Raw genomic sequence first — 17606 nt, 5'->3', positions numbered from 1 at the left:
TTAAAAAGCTCCGCAGGCCGGGGCGACCCCGTAACGCGGGTGAACGGACCGGAACGGGGGTGCCGATCGGCTCCCGGGGGTGTCGTCTGATGGCCAAAATTTCGGCAGGTCTCAAGTCGCCGTTTCCCCAACAGTTGGCGTTCTTTCGGCGCAAGGTCAACGTGCCGACAGCGACGTGGACCGGATTATGGCGCGGCGATCACTCGCACGGGTTCATGGTCGCCGGTGTTGCGCGCAGTGATCTGCTCGAATCAATCCGCCAGGCAGTCGGGCGTGGCCAGGCTGGCCAGTCGTTTGACGCATTCAAGCGGGACTTTCGGAAAATCGTCGCCGCAGCCGGCTGGGAACCAAAGGGCGGCACTGACTGGCGCGCACGTGTGATCTATGACACGAACATTCGGCAGGCATTCAATGCGGGCCGGTACGCGCAACTTACGGACCCCGACATGCTCGCGGTGCGGCCGTGCTGGGTGTACCAGCATTCGCCCGAATCAAAATGGCCCCGCCCGCTGCATCTCAGTTGGGACCGCGTAACGCTGCGCGCCGACGATCCGTGGTGGAAGACACACATGCCGATGAACGGCTGGGGCTGCAAGTGTCGCGTTCGTGCGGTGTCACGTCGTGACATCGAGCGCGAGGGGCTCACGCTGCGCGACTCCGGCCCCGATGACGGCACGCGCCAATGGACAGACAAGACAACGGGCGAAGTTCACGACGTGCCGAACGGCATCGATCCGGGGTTTGACTACAGCCCGGGCGAGCAAGCTGCATCCATGCCGGCAGCTGCGGCGTTCGGTCAACGAATCCTGCAGATGCCGCCGACCTGGCGCGGGGTCGCCCTGCGCGACGCGCAAACGCGCCAAGCCGACTACTTTCAAGCATGGCCCGATCAGGTCGAGCGCATGATCGATGGCGGCCCTGCAGGCTATGTCGCGCCTGCAGGGTTCCTGCGTGCGTCAACGCTCAGCACGCTGGAGACGCGCGGCGTGCCAGTGCAATCGACGTTGCTCGCTGCATCCGATGACGCCGTTAGATCGTCAGTCAATGCCGGACTGCAGCGCAGCGTGTTGGATGACCTGCCCCGCGCGCTGGCTTCGAATTCGACGGCGGTGTTTCTGGATCTGTCTGTGCCTGCAGAGCCGGCGATTGTGTTTGCGTTGCTGCAGCCAGATGGGCAATGGGTCGCGCATGCGTTCGCGACATCACAGCAAGGTCGTGTGGCGGCGATCTGGTTCAGTCAGTCGCGGGCGGTGTCCGCTGAGACATTGCGCCGTCTAGTCTGGTTGGAGGGTCCAAAGCCATGAGTGGCTTTACCGTTCAGGTTGAATTCGACGATGCCGATTTTGCTCGGGTCTGCAACACGCTGATCGAGCGCGGTCTGCGGGTCCGGCCGCTTATGGCATCGATCGGCGAAGCGCTCGTCGAAAGCACTGAAAAGAGATTCTCGACCAAGATCGCGCCAGATGGTCAGTCGTGGCTGCCGTTGAAGAAGCGAACCCTGGCACGCAAGGCCGGTAAAGGGTCCATTCTGGTGCTGCATGGCTACCTGCGCGACCTATTGCGCGCAGAGCCTTCAGAAGAAGACGTTGTCGTTGGGTCGGCAGAAGAGTACTCAGCGCTACATCAGTTCGGTGGAACTCCGGGCATGCCTGCAGGACCCGCTGCCGTGCCCGCGCGTTCCTTTCTCGGAATTAGCACAGCGGACGCCGACACGATCCGACAGCTTGCAATCGACTATCTCGACGACGCGTTGTCGGCGAGCCCTTGAACTATGTACAGTGGAGAGGTGAGGTAATGGGGCAATTCAATGATTTGAATCCGGGTGCCGCTGGTGGATCAGCGACGATCGCCGGCATGTCCAAGTCACACAAACCCATTGAAGTCTTTCGGGCCGGCAAGCATCGCGCGGTCGACGGTCATGAGTACGAAATCACGACCAACGATCTGCAGCAGATCGCCGAAGCGTATTCGCCGCAGAAGAGCGAGGCGCCGCTGGTCATTGGACACCCGGAGCTTGAGGCGCCTGCCTATGGGTGGGTCAAGAGTCTGAGCGTGCAGAATGGTCTGCTGCTCGCTGAGCCGCATCAGGTCAACGCTGATTTTGCCGAAGGGGTCAACCGCGGCGCATACAAGAAAGTCTCTGCGAGTTTCTTCACGCCATCGGCGCCGCGCAATCCGACCCCGGGCAAATACTACCTGCGCCATATCGGTTTTCTCGGTGCGACGCCGCCCGCTGTGAAGGGGCTGCGCGATGCATCGTTCGCCGATGGTGAGCAGGGCGTCGTGAGTTTTGGCGAGGACTCTGGTTTTTCGCGCTGGTATGTGTTCCGCGAAATCGCCGGGATGTTCCGCAGGCTTCGCGATTCGCTCATCGAGCGCGACGGCGTCGAGAAAGCCGACCTGGTCATTCCTGCGTGGTCCGTCGATGTAGTGCAAGAGGCGGCAACGCCGCCCGAGCAGTCGGGCATGGTTGGGTTTGCTGAAGGTTCCGCAAACGCTGGCGAGCAAGTTACAACCGAAGGGGGCGCGTCTGCAGTAGCGGGAGAAGCTGCTGCAGACGCGGCCGCCCATGCATCGTTTGCAGATCGCGAGGCGGCCCTTGCTGCACGCGCTGCAGAGCTTGAGGTCCAAGCGACCGAGCTGGCGACCCGGGCGAACGCGCTCGCGCAACAAGAGAGCGCCATCGCAGCCAAGGCAGCGCGCGAAGCGCGGCGTGCCGAAGTAGCGAGCTTTGCCGAGACCCTGGTCGATGGTGGTCGACTGCATCCGCGTAATGTGCCGCTGGTGGTCGAGCTGCTGGCCGCAGATCAGCCGGGCGAGATTTCGTTTGCGGAAGGTGACGCGACCGTGACCGAGCAGTGGGCCAATGGCCTGCGCCGATTGTTGTCCGACTTGCCGCAGGTCATCAGCTTTGCGGAGCGCTCCGGCGATCCCCTGGCGGTCGAAACCGTTTCATTCGCGGCACCTGAAAACGCTGCCGTCGATCCTGAGCGACTCGCCATTCACCATCGCGCGATCGCGCACCAGAAAGCGAATCCAGGGCTGTCCTATCTCCAGGCCGTTGCGGCCGTCTCGCAATAAGGAACCTATCCCGTGAGTCAATCAATCCCCCTTCTGACGCTGACCCGCATTGCTGCGGGCGCGATCCTCGCCGAGCGCTTCGTCACGCATGGCAGTGTCCAGGCTGGCGCTGCAGCCAACACACTGGGCGTTGCGCGCAGCATTGCCGCGACGGGCGAGGCGTTCCCGGTTGACGTGATCGGCACCACGATCGTCGAAGCAGGCGCTGCGTTCGCGGCTGGTGTACTGCTCGAAACTAATGCGAGTGGGCAAGCGATTCTGCGCACTGCTGGCCCGATCACGGGGCGCTCGCTGCAGGCCGCAAGCGGCGCCGGTTCGCGCGTCGAAATCCTTCTGATCCAGAACTGACCGTTCGCGGATCACTCGCAACTCATTCGCAATTTAGGAGCCTTCCATGTCACAGCAAACGCCAGCTCAAGCGCGCGTTATTGATCCGATTTTGTCGCAGCATGCGCGTGGCTATAAAAGTCCGCAGACTGTTGGCGCGTATCTGTTCCCGCGCGTCTACGTCAAGGTCCGAGGCGGCAAGATCATCAAGTTCGGCAAAGAAGCATTCAAGTTGTACCAGACCGCCCGCGCGCCAGGCACTGCAACCAAGCGCATCCAATTCGGTTACTCGGGCGACAACTATGGCCTGGGCGGCAATTCGCTCGAAGCTGTGGTGCCGATTGAAAACCAGCAAGAGGCAATCACGGTGCCGGGAATCGACTTGGCGAGTAGCGCAGTCAACATCACTTTGCGCAGTATGGCGCTGGCGCACGAATATGAATGCGCGACACTGTCGCAAAACGCCGCGAACTACGACAGTAATCATAAGGTCGCGCTGACCGGCTCAGCGCGGTGGAACGATGGCGCATCGACTCCGGCCAAGAATGTGCTCTCGTGGCGTGACGCCGTGCGCGCGACGACTGGCGTTGAACCGAACGTCATGGTCATCGGCCCCAAGGTATTTAATGCCTTGGCAGATCATCCGGCTATCCAGGATCGGTTCAAATACACGGGGCGCGACTCGATCACAACGAAGATGCTCGCTGCACTGTTCGAAGTCGACAATGTGTGGGTCGGCAAAGCAATCATGCACGATGAGGCAACCGGGGACTTCACGGACATTTGGGGCAAGAACGTCGTGATGGCCTACGTTCCCGTGTCCGAGAGTCCGACGAAGGAAGAACCGTCGTACGGCTACACCTATACGCTGGAAGGGCATCCATCGGTCGCCGCGCCGTACTACGAAAACAACATCAAGTCTTGGTGTTATCCAGTGGACGACGATCGCCAAGTGGTGTTGACCGGTATCACGTCCGGATTCTTGGCGCAGACCGTCGTCGACTGACGCGGTATCGCTTCGACCGTATCCATGACAGGGCGGCACTGTCGCCCTGTTCTGATCAGACGCACATCTCACTTCTGGAGTAAGCAATGGCAAAAGAAAACGAAAAGGCGCAGGCGCCGGAATCGAAGGCGTATCGCGTCAACACGCCGATCAATCACGGCGAAGCGGATGCAAAGGGCAAGCTGACGACGCGGATGTACAAGCAAGGCGAAAGCATCACGCTGACGCCGGCTGATGCTGCGTCCCTGCTCGCTTGCGGTGCGATCAGCGAGTAAGCCGTGGCATACCTGACCGCTGCCGACATTGCCGTGTTGCGCGATCCTGAAAAGGTCGCGCAGCTTTGCACGCCATCGCATCTTGCGGTGGTGCCGGCTGAGCTGATGCGGTTGACGCTTACCGGTGGCGCGCGGGCTGGCTATCCCACCGACGCCATTGACGCGGCCGACGCAGCGTTTGCCACTGTATCGGCAGAGCTCGCGGCGACGGAGCAGTTGGTCGATGGCTACTTGGCCGGCCGATATGTGTTGCCGCTGTCGCCAGTGCCTGGCGTCCTGAAGGGCTGGGTGCTCGACATCGTGTGGTTCCGTCTGCTGGGCGATCGCATCGGCAAGCCTTCTGAAGACAGTGCAGCGCTTCGCTATCGCGACGCGTTGCGCTTTCTTGAGCAGGTTCGCGACGGCAAGCTGTCCCTGGGCGCATCCGATCCCGTCGTCAATGATGTCGATTCGGAAATCTTGATCGATGCGCCTGGGCGCTCGTTCACGCAGACGACGCTGGCGGACTACTGATGTCATTCCTTGGACCGCTCGACGTGCAACCGCTCATCACTCACCTGGCCAGCGCGGTGCCTGACCTGAAGTTGGTTGACGGTGCCGCTGACTTGGACTCGGTGCTTGAAGGCGAAGCGCCAAGGGCAATGCCGGCAGCGTATGTCGTGCTTGGCCCGGAGCGATCGAAACCAAACAACGGATCGACGGGCGCGTTCTACCAAAAGACGGACGCATCGTTCGGCGTCGTGGTGGTGTCGTCGAATCTTCGGGGCGCGACCACTGGCGGCGCAGTCCAGAAAACGTCCACGGACATCGAGCGCTTGGTGGTTGCAGCGCTTGTCGCCTGGTCGCATCCCGAGGCGCTGCTGCCGCTGGAACACCGCACGCGTGATGTGCTGAAGCAGGCCAAGGGCATGCTCTATGTGCAGCACGGTTTCTGGACTCAATACCGAAAGGAGAAGTACGGATGAGCAGGCAGCGAAGAAAGGCCGACCCGGTGCCGCAATCAGGCGGTAGTTGGATTCTGGGCGCAGACGGCAAGTTGGTGCCGAATCCCGAGCAGGAAAACACGAAGCCGAACCCGGGCAAGACTGCTCTGGCTGAAGCGGAAGCGGCGAAGCGCAGTGCGCGGCGCAGCGACAACGACAAACCGGCAGCCGAAGCAAGCGGCGCCGACAGCAACGGTAAGGAGTAATCGCGATGCCATTGGAGACCTTTCAGACACGCGCGATTGCGCTCAAAGTCGAGTCCGTCGAAGGCACCGACTCAAACCCGACGTTCGTGGCGAATGCGCTGCGGCTGGTCGACGGGCAATCAAACATCGAGGCTGAAGAACTCGAAATTCCGTATGACCGGCCAACATTTGGCGCAAACCCATTCGTGCCCGTTGGCGTGAAGGGGTTCATCGAAGGTTCGACGCCACTGATCGGCGCAGTGACGAATGGGCAGGCATCGCCCCTTTCGCTCGCACTTCGCGTCGGAAGCATGGCAGAGACGTTAGTGGTCGGTCCGCCTGCCTTGGCACGTTATACGCCGGTTGCGGCCGCGATCCCAAGTGCTACGGCGCTGTTCCAGCATGGCAGCACGCTCAAGACCATGAAGGGCTGTCGCGCGTCTTGGTCTGGCTTCGTCGCTGAAATGAAAAAGTACACCATGGCAAAGGTGCGCTTCGAAGGTGACTGTCTGGAAGCGGTCGAGCAAGCCTTCGTCAATCCAGACTATTCAGCGTTCACGAATCCGGCGACGCCGATTACGAAAGAAAACGCTTTCGTCACAATCAACGGGATCACGGTCGAAGGTATTTATTTCAGCCTGGATTTCAACACTGAGTTGAAGGTCAAAGAGCATTCGGAAGCGCGAATCGCGCGGATCACGGACCGCCGTCCGTCCGGAATCATTCGGATTGTGCGCCCCTCGTTCGGCACGATCAATCCTTGGAATCTGTGGAAGAACCAGACCAAGGTTCCGATCAGTTGGGTGACTGCGATCACGGGCACGCCGGAATCACGGGTCGGATTGTTTGTGACCAATGCGCAGCTCGGTATTCCGAAGGAAGTCGAGTGGGAAGGCGATATCGCCTATGAAATCCCATACAAAGCGCTGCCGCTCACGGGCAACGATGAAATCAAAATCGAATTTGGAGGCGGCACCTAATCAGTGCCCGCCAGTCGTCACGCTGCGCGGGGCATGGTGCCCCGCCAGCTTTTAAAACCAGGAGCCGAAGCAGATGGCACAGTTGTTGAAGAAAGTAACGACATTCACACGGCCGCTCGAAGTGCAGATCCCGAACGACTCAGGCAAGCCAGACCTGTACAAGTTTAAAGTCACCTACAGACTGGGTGTGCGTAAGCACGACCCTACGATGAATGATGATGACTATGTGCGTATGTTAGTCGTCAAAATCGAGGGTATTGACGACGCCGAAAACGATGAGGATGCGATCGAGACTGCAGCCTGTCACGACTGCGTTCGCCCTGCGATCGTTACCGACTATTTTGATGCAGTCAAGCAGGACCCGGTCGGAAAAAACTCCAGGAAGTCGCGATAGCACTCGCGACACCTGGACCTAGTGCGGAACTCGAAATTGCAGAGCTGCGCCGCAATGACCCGAACCTGCCCGACGAAGTCGTCGCCGCGATCAGAGAGAGGAATAACCGTTGCATCGAGGTATACGCGCACAACTGGAAAGCGGTCCAAGTTTTTCAGGGGCTGCGCTTCCCGATCGCGGCAACGCTCGCGGGAGTGTTTCATTGTCCTGTGCCCGCCACGGAAATCGAAGCCGTGGCGCGGACGATCGGGCTCACACTGAACGAACGCCTGCTGCTGCAGGTCCGCGTGATGGAAGCATCCGCGCTAAATGTGTTGAACGCCAGACGCCGGTAGCATGACGGAACTGGTTGCACGGCTACATCTGAAAGGAGACGGCACTAGCCTCGCTAGTGCCGCTCGCGCTGCACGCGCGGAAACTCAGCAGATCAGCAAGACCGCGGCGCAAACATCGAGCCAGGCGAATACGGCGTTCAGTACGATGGGCGCGGCGCTGGCCAAAGTGTCGGCCGCATCGCGTCAAGCGCAAACAGATGTCGGGCAGATCGGCGCGCAAGCGTCGAAGGGGGTCGGTGGTGCGGCTCAGGGTCTGAGCTCGATTGCGACTAATGCGGCGACCGCTGCCAAGCACGTGCGCGATACGCGCGCGGCGACGCACTCCCTGGCCAGCGCGGGTGATCGCGCCGCAGCAGCGTTCGAACGCGTCGAGGTATCCGCGCGGTCAGCGTCGATCGCGATGCAAGGGCTGCGCCAAGACTCGGTGGAAGCTGGCAACTCGGCCGCTGCAGCAGGCCGCGCAGGTGCAACGGGACTGCGCGAGATGCTTCGTGCGGCCGGCAGTGTCTCGACGGCGACGCGTGGAATCGATGCCGACCTGGGTCGCCTTGGTTCGTCCGGCAGTCGCATTCGCGCTGCTGCTGCTGACATCGGTGCCGTCGAAGCGCAAGTTCGCAAGCTTCAGGGTGCGTTGAACGGCATTCAGAACCTGGCCGGACTGTGGGCAAGCTTGGCCGGTGCGCGCGCTGTGCTGCGCGACTTGATTCAAGTGTCTGACGCGATCGCGTCGATTGAAGCCCGATTGCGGCTGGCCACTGAGTCTGAGCAGGAATATCAAGCGGCACGGCAGGCGACGTTCGCGATTGCACAACGTGCATCGACCGCGTTCGAATCAGTGGCTCAACTCTACACGCGCATCGCGCAGTCGACGAAGTCGCTCGGGCTGGAGCAAGCGCGTCAGCTCCAGCTGACAGAGGCCATCACGGCCGCAACGCGCCTGAGCGGCGGATCGTCTGAAAGCGCTGCTGCCGGCGTCATGCAGCTGGCCCAAGCCTTTGCATCTGGTGTGCTGAGTGGCGATGAGTTCCGCAGTGTGATGGAAAACTCGCCGCGCCTGGTCAAAGCGCTGAGCGACAGTCTGGGTATTGGTGTCGGCGAGCTGCGAAAACTCGCGGAGCAACAGAAACTGACTTCGGGCATCATTGCTGAAGCGATTCTGTTGCAGTCCGATAAACTCAAATCTGAGCTGTCGACGTTTCCCGCGACGGTAGGTGCCGCGACTCAGCAAGCGTCGAACGCTTGGGGTGAGTACGTTAACGCACTCATGAACACTAGCGGCGAGTCGTCTGCGCTTGCTGCCGTCGTGAAGGGCGTCGCCGATACGTTGCTGCAGGAGGCTGCCGCAGCGAACAAGAGCGGCGAGAGTGCAGACGTTTTGGCTTCTGGTCTAAAGATCATTGTTATTGGCGCGACTGCAGCCAAGAACACTATTGAAGGGCTGACTGCGACCGTCGCCGGAATGGCCGAGGTCTCGTTCATCGTGACGGGGACCATAGCGGCGCTATTCAAGAGCTCGATCGAGGGCATTCGCGAATATCAGAAGAACCTGCTGGCGTTCAACTTCGTGGGTGCTGCTGAGGCGATCGTCAACGCGGACAAGCGCGCGCTGGCCATAATCAGGTCCGGCCGCGATCAAATCACGACGCAGATCGACGCGGTTCGCGCGAGCTGGGACCAGTCTGTTCTGGATGTGACCGACGCATTCGAGCGCCTGAATCAGCAAGCCAACCAAGACACGGCAGCGACTGACGCCAACGCAGCGTCAAAGGCAGAGCTGGAAGCGCGCACAAAGGCATTGCGCGAAGAATTGGAGCGGCTCGCGGGCAATGACTCGAAAGCGGCGGCCGAGGCACGCCGTGCCGCAGCGGCAGCCAATCAATACGGGTCAGCTCTGCAGGAACTGACACAGAAGGCGGAGGCCGCAGAGGCCGAAGTGGCTGGTCCATTGGCGCGCGCCGAAGCCGATCACATCAAGCGGATTCGAGAGATTGCGAGCGAGGGCGCGAAGGCTATTGAAGCATCGCGCAAGATGGGCACGGCCAAGCGTGATGAAGCGACGATCCAGGCGGGCGTCACGCGGGCGCTCGCTGCTGAAGCCGCTGCCTATGCGCAGGTCACACAAGAGATCGAGCGGAAGCTGGCGGCAGAAGCACGCAAGCCAACGATTGCCAACGAAGTCACGGCCGGCTTGCGTGATGAAGTCGAGGCGCTGCGGCTTTCGAATGAGCAGCGCGAGATCCGGCAGGCACTACGCCAGGCCGAAGAACTGTCGCTGGAGCGGTTCAATCGAAACCTGAGCCCTGAAGAACGATCGCAGATCGAGCAGACGACATCGGCGCTCTATCGACGCGGCGAAGCGATCCAAAAGCAGCAGGAATACGCGAAGCAGTTCCAGCAAGCGTGGTCGAGTGCCATCAATTCAGTGGCGCAGGCATTCGGTGACTGGGTGAGTCGCGGTTTCCGTGGCTTCAAAGACTTTTTGAACCAGGCACTAAACGCGCTTAAACAATGGGTCGCGCAGGTGTTCGCGCTGCTGGCTCAGCGCGCGCTGACCAATGCGTTCGCGAGTTTCGTCTCCGGCTCGACCGGGTCGAGCCAAGGTGGCTTACTGGCGAACCTGGGCAACCTGGTGTTTGGGAACTCGGGCGGCGCGTCTGTCTCGGGATCGAACACGGGTGGCCTGGCGCAACTTCTCGGCTTGGGCGGTAGTGGTGGCGCGCTGTCTGGTTTCGCGTCAACGATTGGGCCTGCGCTGCCCGTTCTCGGCCCCATTGCCGGCGTGGCATATGGATTGCAAAACCCTGGCAACAATGGGGCCGCATCGGCAGCCCGCGTGGCCAGCTATGGCTATGCGGGGTATGCGCTCGGAACTGTTGGTTATGGCGCGTTGCTCGGTGGTGCAGCGGGTGCAGCCACGGGCGCTGGTATTGGTGCGGCAGCCGGTGGTGCGGTCAGTGGTGCGGCTGGTGCAGCTGCCGCGATTCCGATCGTTGGCTGGATCGTTGCCGCGTTGGCCATCATTGACGCTGTTTCAGGTGGGAAGTTGTTCGGTACGAAATGGCAGACTAAAGGCGCGACCACAGCACTCAATATTGGTCCAGATGGTTCAAGCGCGGCGCTAACGTTACAACGTGAGAGACAGGCAGCTTTCTTTGGTGGACTGCGGCGTGACAACCAGCCAAAACCTGCAACGCCAGAAATGATTGCAGCGGCGCGGGGGCTCTTCACATCGGTACAGGATGTGATGATCGATGCGGCTCGGCGAGTGGAGATCGAAGTTCCGCCAGTGATTCAAGCAAGTCTGGAAACAATCCAAAAGTTCGACAAAAAGGGGCGAGTCAAGTCGACTGAATACTGGGTCACAGTGCTCGGTGAGCGCATCAAAGAGACGTCTGCGGAGCTGGCCGGAACACGTATTGCGGCTGAGGCCATCATTGACGTTGTCGCGCGTTCAGTGGGTGACGCTGTATCTAGCGCGCCACCCGTGCTGACACCGGAGCAAGTCAGCGACTTGCTTGTTGGTGGTGCCAATCCTGATGACATCCGCGCGGCATTCGATCGACAGGTCGGGCGCTTTACGATCCGCGATGGCGGCGAAGGGTTGGGTCCGGGCGCCAACAGCGGCGCTGTTGGTGCGGCCGCGGCGCTGACAAATGAAGTGCATCGCATTGCAGAGCGATGGAGAAGCGACGCTGAAATGTTGATGGAAGGCGCTCAGTTTCTTCTGCAAGCGCAGGAGGACGTGGTCAAGGGGCGCGCGCTGCTCGGCCAGGGCGGGACACTGACGCAGCTGACAGATCTGATTGAGGATCTGCAGCGCGGTGAAGAATCACTGTCAGAAACCTATGTCCGGGTATATCGCAGCGCGAGCCTGCTGGATGAAGCGCTGCGGCTTTCTGGTGTGACGCTGGATCGCACGCGCGAGGACGTGGTTCGCTTCGCGCAGAGCATCGTCGACGCGGCTGGCGGGCTCGACCGCGCGCAAGCGCTTTGGCAGAGCTTTTTCGACGGGTTCTATTCGCAGGGCGAGCGCGCGATCAATTCCGTTGCGCAGATTCAAGCGGATGTATCGGCACGGGCGGCAACGCTCGGGCTCGATGCCGCTATTTCGGCGAACGATTTCCGGGCGCGATTTGAAGCGGCACTGCCGACGCTGCAACCTGGCCAGGTTGTGCAATGGCTCGAATTCGGGCAAGCGCTGCTGCAGCTTGCTGCAGCGCGCGATCAGGTCGCGAATGCCGAGCGCAATTACAGCGCGTTCCTATTGAACATTGCCGCGCAACTTGGCGAGGCTGGTCCTGCGAATGCACTTGATGCGCGGCTGATCGAAATCCGCAGCCAATATGCGCAGGCGATTGGCCAAGCCAACGAACTGGCGCGCGCGGCCGGCAGGGCTGGCGCTTCCGAGCAAGAGCTCGCGCTGATTCATCGGTGGGCAGCGCGCCAGGTCCAGCAAGCGATCCAAGAGCTTGAGCAGTCCGCGCGGTCGCTGATTGAGCAACTCGGCTATACAGGTCGCACGGCGATCGAGGCCGAGATCGCGCGCTTGGAGGCGGAGGGCGGCGGCGCAGTCGGTGGCTTGACTGAGAACGTCGTTAATCTGTTTGAGCAATTCGAGCAAGGGCTCGCGAGCGTCAAGCAGAGCCTGCAAAGTTGGAAGTTTGGCCCGAATTCGTTCCTGAACCCTGAGCAGCAACTGGCTGAGGTAGAACGGCAGCTAAACGTTGCGATCGCGGCAGCTCAGGGCGGCAACATCGAGGCGTTGAATAGCTTGTCCGGCTTGGCGGACATCTATCTGAACTTGGTGCGCGGCCGTGAAGCATCAGGGCAAGACTTCAATAGTCTGTCCGAGGCGCTTTACAACCGCATTGATGCGATTCAGAACCCGTACTCGGCAGGCCAGCAGCAAACGCAGGTCGAGCTGGTCCCAAGCGCGCAGCTGCTGGCGCTCTATGCTCAGCGCGATGCGTTGGACGCACAAGCGGACGCGCAGCGACGGCTGCAGCTTGCGAATGAACTGGCATCGCAGATCAGTCAGTTGGCACAGGTTGAGCGGCAGTCGTGGCTCGCCGTTGCTGATCGGCTGGGCGTGAACCTGGCGCAATTCGTCGGCGACTTGGGCGCGACGGCAGAGGCGCGAACCGTCGAGCAAGTCGGGCAGCTTGCAAACATTGCAAACACGCTGAACGTTGAGCTCGCCGAACTAGCTGGCCGACTGGGCCTGAACTTGGGCCAGTTGGCCGACCAAAACAGTTTGCTGAACGATTCGTTCGAAGAACGGCTCGCGTCGATTCCTGCTGGGATCGCGGAAGAGATTCGGCCGACGTGGGAAGCGTTTATTAACGCTGCGACGCAGGCGGAAGCAGCCGAGCAGCTGGAGCGGCTCAATCAGCTGACCAACACACTGCCCGAGCAGTTCCGGTTGCAGTTGGCGCCATATCTTGAGTCGGTCGACCCCGAGACGCGCGAGCTGTTGTCGGACCTGGTGCTACTCGAAAACGTTGATGCCAATACAGCGACCGCAAACGACTTGCTGCGCGCGATCCTCGCGACCCTGCAGGCAGAGGCGCCCACGACCGCAAGCGCTGGCAAATCGGCGCTTGGTGGCCTTGCCGGCGACCAAAGCGCGAAGGTCATTGACTTGCTGACTGCTCTGCAAGCTGAGGTCATCGAGTTGCGTCGAATCGTTGCCGAGAACGGCGACCGGCTTTCCGACACTGTCGACCGCTCGGGCCGCGCCATTGTTGATGCTACGGCCGATGCAGCGCAGGTTGTTTCGAGTTCGGTCAAGGCTGGCGGATATTCACGCGTTAGTGGGGGCTTCTGATGACATCCCGCGTCCTGCTCATTCAAATCGATGCGATGCAACCTGGTGCGCGGGTCTATACGACTTGGAACGCATCTGACAAGACTGCCGGCTGTGCGTTGTCTGGTTCGAATTTGATCGCGTCTGCAACTGCGACCGCAAACTACAACGGCGTGCGCTCGGTGCAAGTGTTGAGTAGCGGACAATGGTATTGGGAAACAGCGCTTGCGTTCGCTTCTGGCACAGGCTATGTGCTCGCTGCTGGCATCGCGCGAACGGGATTTGCCATCGGGTCGACACAACTCGGCACGGATGGCGCGGGCAACTCTGCTGCGGGACCTGGCCAGGATGGCCAGGTGCGATACAAAGGTGCTGTGACTGGTGACGCCGGCACAGTGGCGACAGGCAACGTCGTGCGTCACCATCTTGACTTGGACGCCGGCACGTATCGTGTCGCGATCGCTGGTGGTGCTTGGGTGATCGTCGCAACGGGCCTGAGCGGCAGTTGGTATCCGTGCGCGCAGTTCACTGTAAGCGGCCACGCGATCACTGCGAACTTCGGCGCGACTGCTTTCGTTTACGCTGTGCCAGATGGTGCGTCTTCTGGTGTTTGGGCCGTGTCCGCATCGACACCGGCAACGAAATACTTGGCGAGCGAAACCGTGATCACGCTGCCAACAGCGACTCCAGCCAATACGCTCTATCTGGCGCGTTTGATGCGCAACGCCGACCCTAAGCTCACCAGGCGCGTATCGTGCTGGCCATGGGGTGGTGACGCATCAGCAACGCTGATCGGCGATCTGGTTTTCGCGAATCGCGATCGCGGCCTGGACTCATGGCGCGGACTGGAGTTCCGGAACGCATTGGTAACGCTCAGGTATGGCACTGCCAAGCAGTGCCGGATTGACCCCAGTGCTTGCGCAATCTGGGCGCAAGGCATCGCGGAACGTGTCGACTTCGGGGCTGACACCGTTAGCCTTGTCATGGCCGATGTGCTCGCGCAGTTGGATCGGCCGTTGCAGTCGAGCGTCTATGATTCGGCAACACCTAACGTGCTGCTCAGAGAGCGACCAAAGCCGGTCACGCTTGGGCGGTGTATGCACATCGACCCACCACAGACTGATTCGGTCAATCGACGATATGACCTGCACGACGACCCCGATCACGTCATCGTTGACGTGTTCGACCAGGCCGACCCGTTTACGCAGCAGATCGACTTCACGCGATACGGCAATGGCTTTGCGCTGACAAACGTGCCAGCGGGAAAGGTCACTGCGACGGCGATCGGCGAGAGCATCCTGGGCGCGGAAGTGATCGGCGCCGATGGCGACTTCACATCGTGGGTTGCGGCGACCTGGTCGACAAATCCTAGCGGCTGGACTGTAACGGGCGAAACATCGGCAATTGTTGGTGTGCATGAGTCGCCGGCAGGTTCTGCACAGCTCCGGAACACGGGCGGCGGCGGCACCGTGCTGCTCGGGAAGGCTGGCGTGTTGACACCTGGCCAGACTTACTTCTGCGATGTCGTCGTTAGTGCCTATGTATCCGGAACGCTGAGGGTTTCCAGTGCGACGGCTGCAAACACGTTGGGCACGGAGCATGGCGCTATTTCGGCTGCTGGGACGCACCGCATCACGATCACGCCAGGCGCAAGCGAAACGGCGCTTGTGCTTCATGTCAACTCTGCCAGCAATAGCAACGTCTCGATCAATAGCGTCGATGTTTACCCCGTGCAGCCAGTTCAATACCTGCCGCAGTGGATCGAGCATCTTGTTGTGACACGTGGCGAGCTCGACGTTGGGGATATCGATTCGGCGTCGGTGTCCGCTCTCGACGCAAAGGCGCATTACGCAAGCGCCTACCATACTCGCGACGCGACGACGATTCGTGATGTGCTGCGCATGACAATGACCGGTTACACCGGGTGGATTTCGGTTGACCGTTTGGGCCAGATTACGGCCGGACGCCTAGAGGCGCCGGCGACGACGCCGCATCTCTCGCTGACCGAGCGCGGGCTTTATGATGAGATTCGCGTCAAGCCTGACGACGCTCCGGCGTTGTCGACGATGATGGGCGCGGCCCGAACCTGGTCACAGTTTTCGGATTCTGATTTCGTGACGGCCGTGCAGCCCGATGTACGCGAGAAGCTGAAAGCGAAGTTCCAGGAGATTCGTCGGGCGGTTGGCGTGGTGCATCCGTACTATAAGCACGCAGACAAGGCCACAATCGTTGAAACACTGTTGCAGTCTGGCGCGGACGCGGCGGCGGAAGTTAATCGCGTGGCCACACTCTATGCTGAGCAGCGCGCGTTCTATTCGATTCCGGCAATGCTTGATGTCAGCGCGGCGCTTACATTGCGTCCTGGTAACACGTTGCGCGTGACTGCGCCACGGCTCGATCTAGCTTCCGGCAAGTCGTTGCTGGCGGTAGGCATCGAGCAGTCTTTCTTTTCCCAACGCGTCACGATCGAGGGGTGGGGCTGATGTTGTTGGCATTGCGCAACTGGTTGGCATATTTGGATGATCCGACAGACGTTGGCACTCACTTTGGGACTGCGGCTGGCGCGGCTATCTGTGGACTCGACGAACTGCGGCAACCATATGCCGGCATCCCTTTTTCTTCTACGCGTGTCTCTGGCGGGACGTCCGGGTATTCGCTGGACGTTGGCGTTGGGCAAGTGCCGGTGCAAGTGCTTGCGGTCATCGGGCACAATCTGCCGCTTGAATACAAAATCAAATTTACATTGCGCACGAGCAATGCGGGATCGTCAGTAGTTGCGACGGGGATCGCTGATTGCATCAACGAAGCGGCAGCCTGGCCGTCGCACTGGATTTACATTCTGCCATCGCCTGTCATGGCCGGTTATATTCAGTTTGATTGGCTGGGTCCGGATACAAACACGACGCTGCCGGAGCCGTTTGTCTGCTGGCGCCTTTGGGCAAGCGCTGCGCTACAGATCGACGCGCCAGTTCCGCCGATGGGTGTTTCCGATGATTCGCTGATTGAACTCGGTTCGCTTGGGCAAGCGCGGATGTTGGAGCGGTCGCGACGGCGTTGGATAGAGGTTTCATCGCTGGAAGCTGAGAATGCAGTGCGCACCAACGTGCTCGGCTTGTATGACGCGGATGTAAGCACGTTCGAAGCGTTGGCGTACTCTGGCCGTTCGACTGAAGTCCTGGCTATTCCGCGCCCCGCCTTCAATGCGACGACATGGACGGAACCATCGCTGGCAATGATCAGGACGGCCATATTTGGGCGCGTCGTCGACAGTCCTGGCTTGGTGCGCGCAGCCGGTCCGTTGTTCACACAACGCGTGCGGATCGAGGAATTCTGATGGCTGCGCTGCTTAGCTATGTGAATTGGATCGACTATGCTGGCGTGACGGCGTCATGCACCGGCAGCCCGATGGCTGGCTATGGTCCCGCGAACGTGCTCAAGGAGGGGACGTTCGAAAGCTGGATTGCGCCTAATGACGGCAGCGGCTTTTCGACGTTGACGATTCAGCTCAGTGGCGCAACGGAGCAAGATAATCGGGTCGCGCGAGTGCTCGCGTTGGTCGCGCCGCCTGATACTGGTGTGCTCGGCACGCCGGTTGTCACGATCAAGCGAAATAGCGACAGCGCGACCCTTTGGACGCGCACGCTTGCAGTCAATTCGGCTGCGCGTGGATTGCCGTCGAGAGCATATTACGAAGTCAACGGCGGCATTGTGTTGACATCGTCGATTCGGCTGGAGATTCGATTGGCGCAGGGTCGCGAGCTGGGGCGTGTCTTCTTTGGGCCCGCGATCGATTTCACAACGTGGCTAGCTACCGGGTGGACGTGCCGAATCTTGTCGCGTGAGCCACAGCAGACGGCAAGCGGCGTCGCGCTCAGTGATCCACGAGACTATCCAACGTGGTCGCGCATCCCTGCTTTTCGAAGGAAGGCGCTGCGGTTTCGGATGGCTGGAGTCAATGAGCCGGCCGCGATTGCTGGGCCAATGCATCCGGCGTCGTTTCCGTACCTGACAAACATGTCGATTCAGGACATGTTGTTTCGTGCTGGTCGATCGTCGGAGCTGGTCGCCATGTTGCGGTCGACTACTGGCACAGCGCAAGCCGATGTGAATCTCATGCAAGCGTTTTCGGTGTGGGGTCGATTGTTGGACGAAGTGCGTTTGCAACCGTCTGCGCGTAACCCTGCTGGGGAGTATCTGTACAGCTGCGACTTATCCATGGAGGACTTGTTTTGAT

Annotated in this window: 15 protein-coding genes; all 15 read left to right on the top strand. The window is 60.5% G+C overall.

The annotated features are described in order from the left end of the window. Window positions 1-89: 89 nt before the first annotated feature. The 15 genes from C7S18_RS12200 to C7S18_RS12130 all read left to right on the top strand — a co-directional run bounded on the left by C7S18_RS12200 (window position 90) and on the right by C7S18_RS12130 (window position 17605). Window positions 90-1304, top strand: coding sequence for a phage head morphogenesis protein (locus C7S18_RS12200; RefSeq protein ID WP_106891831.1), 1215 nt, complete (start codon window positions 90-92; stop codon window positions 1302-1304). Beyond that, window positions 1301-1768 carry a phage virion morphogenesis protein gene (locus C7S18_RS12195; protein WP_106891830.1) on the top strand — a complete coding sequence of 156 codons (468 nt, stop codon included), beginning with the start codon at window positions 1301-1303 and terminating at the stop codon, window positions 1766-1768. Before C7S18_RS12200 ends, C7S18_RS12195 begins: the two co-directional genes overlap by 4 nt. 86 nt (window positions 1769-1854) lie before the next feature. Then, window positions 1855-3081, top strand: coding sequence for a peptidase (locus tag C7S18_RS12190; RefSeq protein ID WP_146151895.1), 1227 nt, complete (start codon window positions 1855-1857; stop codon window positions 3079-3081). 12 nt (window positions 3082-3093) lie between these two features. Further along, window positions 3094-3429 carry a DUF2190 family protein gene (locus tag C7S18_RS12185; protein WP_106891828.1) on the top strand — a complete coding sequence of 112 codons (336 nt, stop codon included), beginning with the start codon at window positions 3094-3096 and terminating at the stop codon, window positions 3427-3429. 46 nt (window positions 3430-3475) lie between these two features. Continuing rightward, window positions 3476-4414: a major capsid protein gene (locus tag C7S18_RS12180; RefSeq protein WP_106891827.1), complete on the top strand. Its 939-nt coding sequence runs from the start codon at window positions 3476-3478 to the stop codon at window positions 4412-4414. A gap of 86 nt (window positions 4415-4500) precedes the next feature. After that, on the top strand, window positions 4501-4689 hold the full coding sequence (locus C7S18_RS12175; RefSeq protein ID WP_106891826.1) for a hypothetical protein: 189 nt from the start codon (window positions 4501-4503) through the stop codon (window positions 4687-4689). Window positions 4690-4692: 3 nt separating this feature from the next. Beyond that, window positions 4693-5202, top strand: a complete 510-nt coding sequence (locus C7S18_RS12170) for a DUF1320 domain-containing protein (RefSeq protein ID WP_106891825.1) — start codon at window positions 4693-4695, stop codon at window positions 5200-5202. Then, window positions 5202-5654: a phage tail terminator protein gene (locus C7S18_RS12165; RefSeq protein WP_106891824.1), complete on the top strand. Its 453-nt coding sequence runs from the start codon at window positions 5202-5204 to the stop codon at window positions 5652-5654. Before C7S18_RS12170 ends, C7S18_RS12165 begins: the two co-directional genes overlap by 1 nt. Then, complete coding sequence (locus C7S18_RS12160) at window positions 5651-5878, top strand: hypothetical protein (RefSeq protein ID WP_106891823.1); 228 nt, start codon at window positions 5651-5653, stop codon at window positions 5876-5878. Before C7S18_RS12165 ends, C7S18_RS12160 begins: the two co-directional genes overlap by 4 nt. A 5-nt stretch (window positions 5879-5883) precedes the next feature. After that, the gene (locus C7S18_RS12155) at window positions 5884-6837 is read left to right on the top strand and encodes a hypothetical protein (protein ID WP_106891822.1); all 954 of its coding nucleotides are present in this window, start codon (window positions 5884-5886) and stop codon (window positions 6835-6837) included. A gap of 73 nt (window positions 6838-6910) precedes the next feature. Next, window positions 6911-7231 carry a hypothetical protein gene (locus C7S18_RS12150; protein WP_106891821.1) on the top strand — a complete coding sequence of 107 codons (321 nt, stop codon included), beginning with the start codon at window positions 6911-6913 and terminating at the stop codon, window positions 7229-7231. Window positions 7232-7567: 336 nt separating this feature from the next. Further along, complete coding sequence (locus tag C7S18_RS24720) at window positions 7568-13393, top strand: tape measure protein (RefSeq protein WP_106891820.1); 5826 nt, start codon at window positions 7568-7570, stop codon at window positions 13391-13393. Continuing rightward, window positions 13393-15855, top strand: coding sequence for an SPRY domain-containing protein (locus tag C7S18_RS12140; RefSeq protein WP_106891819.1), 2463 nt, complete (start codon window positions 13393-13395; stop codon window positions 15853-15855). The genes C7S18_RS24720 and C7S18_RS12140 overlap by 1 nt, the downstream gene beginning before the upstream one ends. Next, window positions 15855-16706, top strand: a complete 852-nt coding sequence (locus tag C7S18_RS12135) for a hypothetical protein (protein ID WP_106891818.1) — start codon at window positions 15855-15857, stop codon at window positions 16704-16706. Before C7S18_RS12140 ends, C7S18_RS12135 begins: the two co-directional genes overlap by 1 nt. Next, window positions 16706-17605 (top strand): hypothetical protein, encoded by a 900-nt coding sequence (locus C7S18_RS12130; protein ID WP_106891817.1) that lies wholly within the window; start codon window positions 16706-16708, stop codon window positions 17603-17605. Before C7S18_RS12135 ends, C7S18_RS12130 begins: the two co-directional genes overlap by 1 nt. Window position 17606 lies beyond the last annotated feature (1 nt).

It is taken from the genome of Ahniella affigens (assembly GCF_003015185.1).
Taxonomy (GTDB): Bacteria; Pseudomonadota; Gammaproteobacteria; order Xanthomonadales; family Ahniellaceae; genus Ahniella; species Ahniella affigens.
This window is presented reverse-complemented; position numbering and strand designations above follow the sequence as displayed.

Bases quoted from the DNA above. Each gene is read 5' to 3' on its own strand.
- C7S18_RS12130 (WP_106891817.1), top strand. From the start codon at position 16,706: ATGGCTGCGCTGCTTAGCTATGTGAATTGGATCGACTATGCTGGCGTG.
- C7S18_RS12155 (WP_106891822.1), top strand. From the start codon at position 5,884: ATGCCATTGGAGACCTTTCAGACACGCGCGATTGCGCTCAAAGTCGAG.
- C7S18_RS12150 (WP_106891821.1), top strand. From the start codon at position 6,911: ATGGCACAGTTGTTGAAGAAAGTAACGACATTCACACGGCCGCTCGAA.
- C7S18_RS12190 (WP_146151895.1), top strand. From the start codon at position 1,855: ATGTCCAAGTCACACAAACCCATTGAAGTCTTTCGGGCCGGCAAGCAT.
- C7S18_RS12140 (WP_106891819.1), top strand. From the start codon at position 13,393: ATGACATCCCGCGTCCTGCTCATTCAAATCGATGCGATGCAACCTGGT.
- C7S18_RS12160 (WP_106891823.1), top strand. From the start codon at position 5,651: ATGAGCAGGCAGCGAAGAAAGGCCGACCCGGTGCCGCAATCAGGCGGT.
- C7S18_RS12195 (WP_106891830.1), top strand. From the start codon at position 1,301: ATGAGTGGCTTTACCGTTCAGGTTGAATTCGACGATGCCGATTTTGCT.
- C7S18_RS12135 (WP_106891818.1), top strand. From the start codon at position 15,855: ATGTTGTTGGCATTGCGCAACTGGTTGGCATATTTGGATGATCCGACA.
- C7S18_RS12200 (WP_106891831.1), top strand. From the start codon at position 90: ATGGCCAAAATTTCGGCAGGTCTCAAGTCGCCGTTTCCCCAACAGTTG.
- C7S18_RS24720 (WP_106891820.1), top strand. From the start codon at position 7,568: ATGACGGAACTGGTTGCACGGCTACATCTGAAAGGAGACGGCACTAGC.
- C7S18_RS12180 (WP_106891827.1), top strand. From the start codon at position 3,476: ATGTCACAGCAAACGCCAGCTCAAGCGCGCGTTATTGATCCGATTTTG.
- C7S18_RS12175 (WP_106891826.1), top strand. From the start codon at position 4,501: ATGGCAAAAGAAAACGAAAAGGCGCAGGCGCCGGAATCGAAGGCGTAT.
- C7S18_RS12165 (WP_106891824.1), top strand. From the start codon at position 5,202: ATGTCATTCCTTGGACCGCTCGACGTGCAACCGCTCATCACTCACCTG.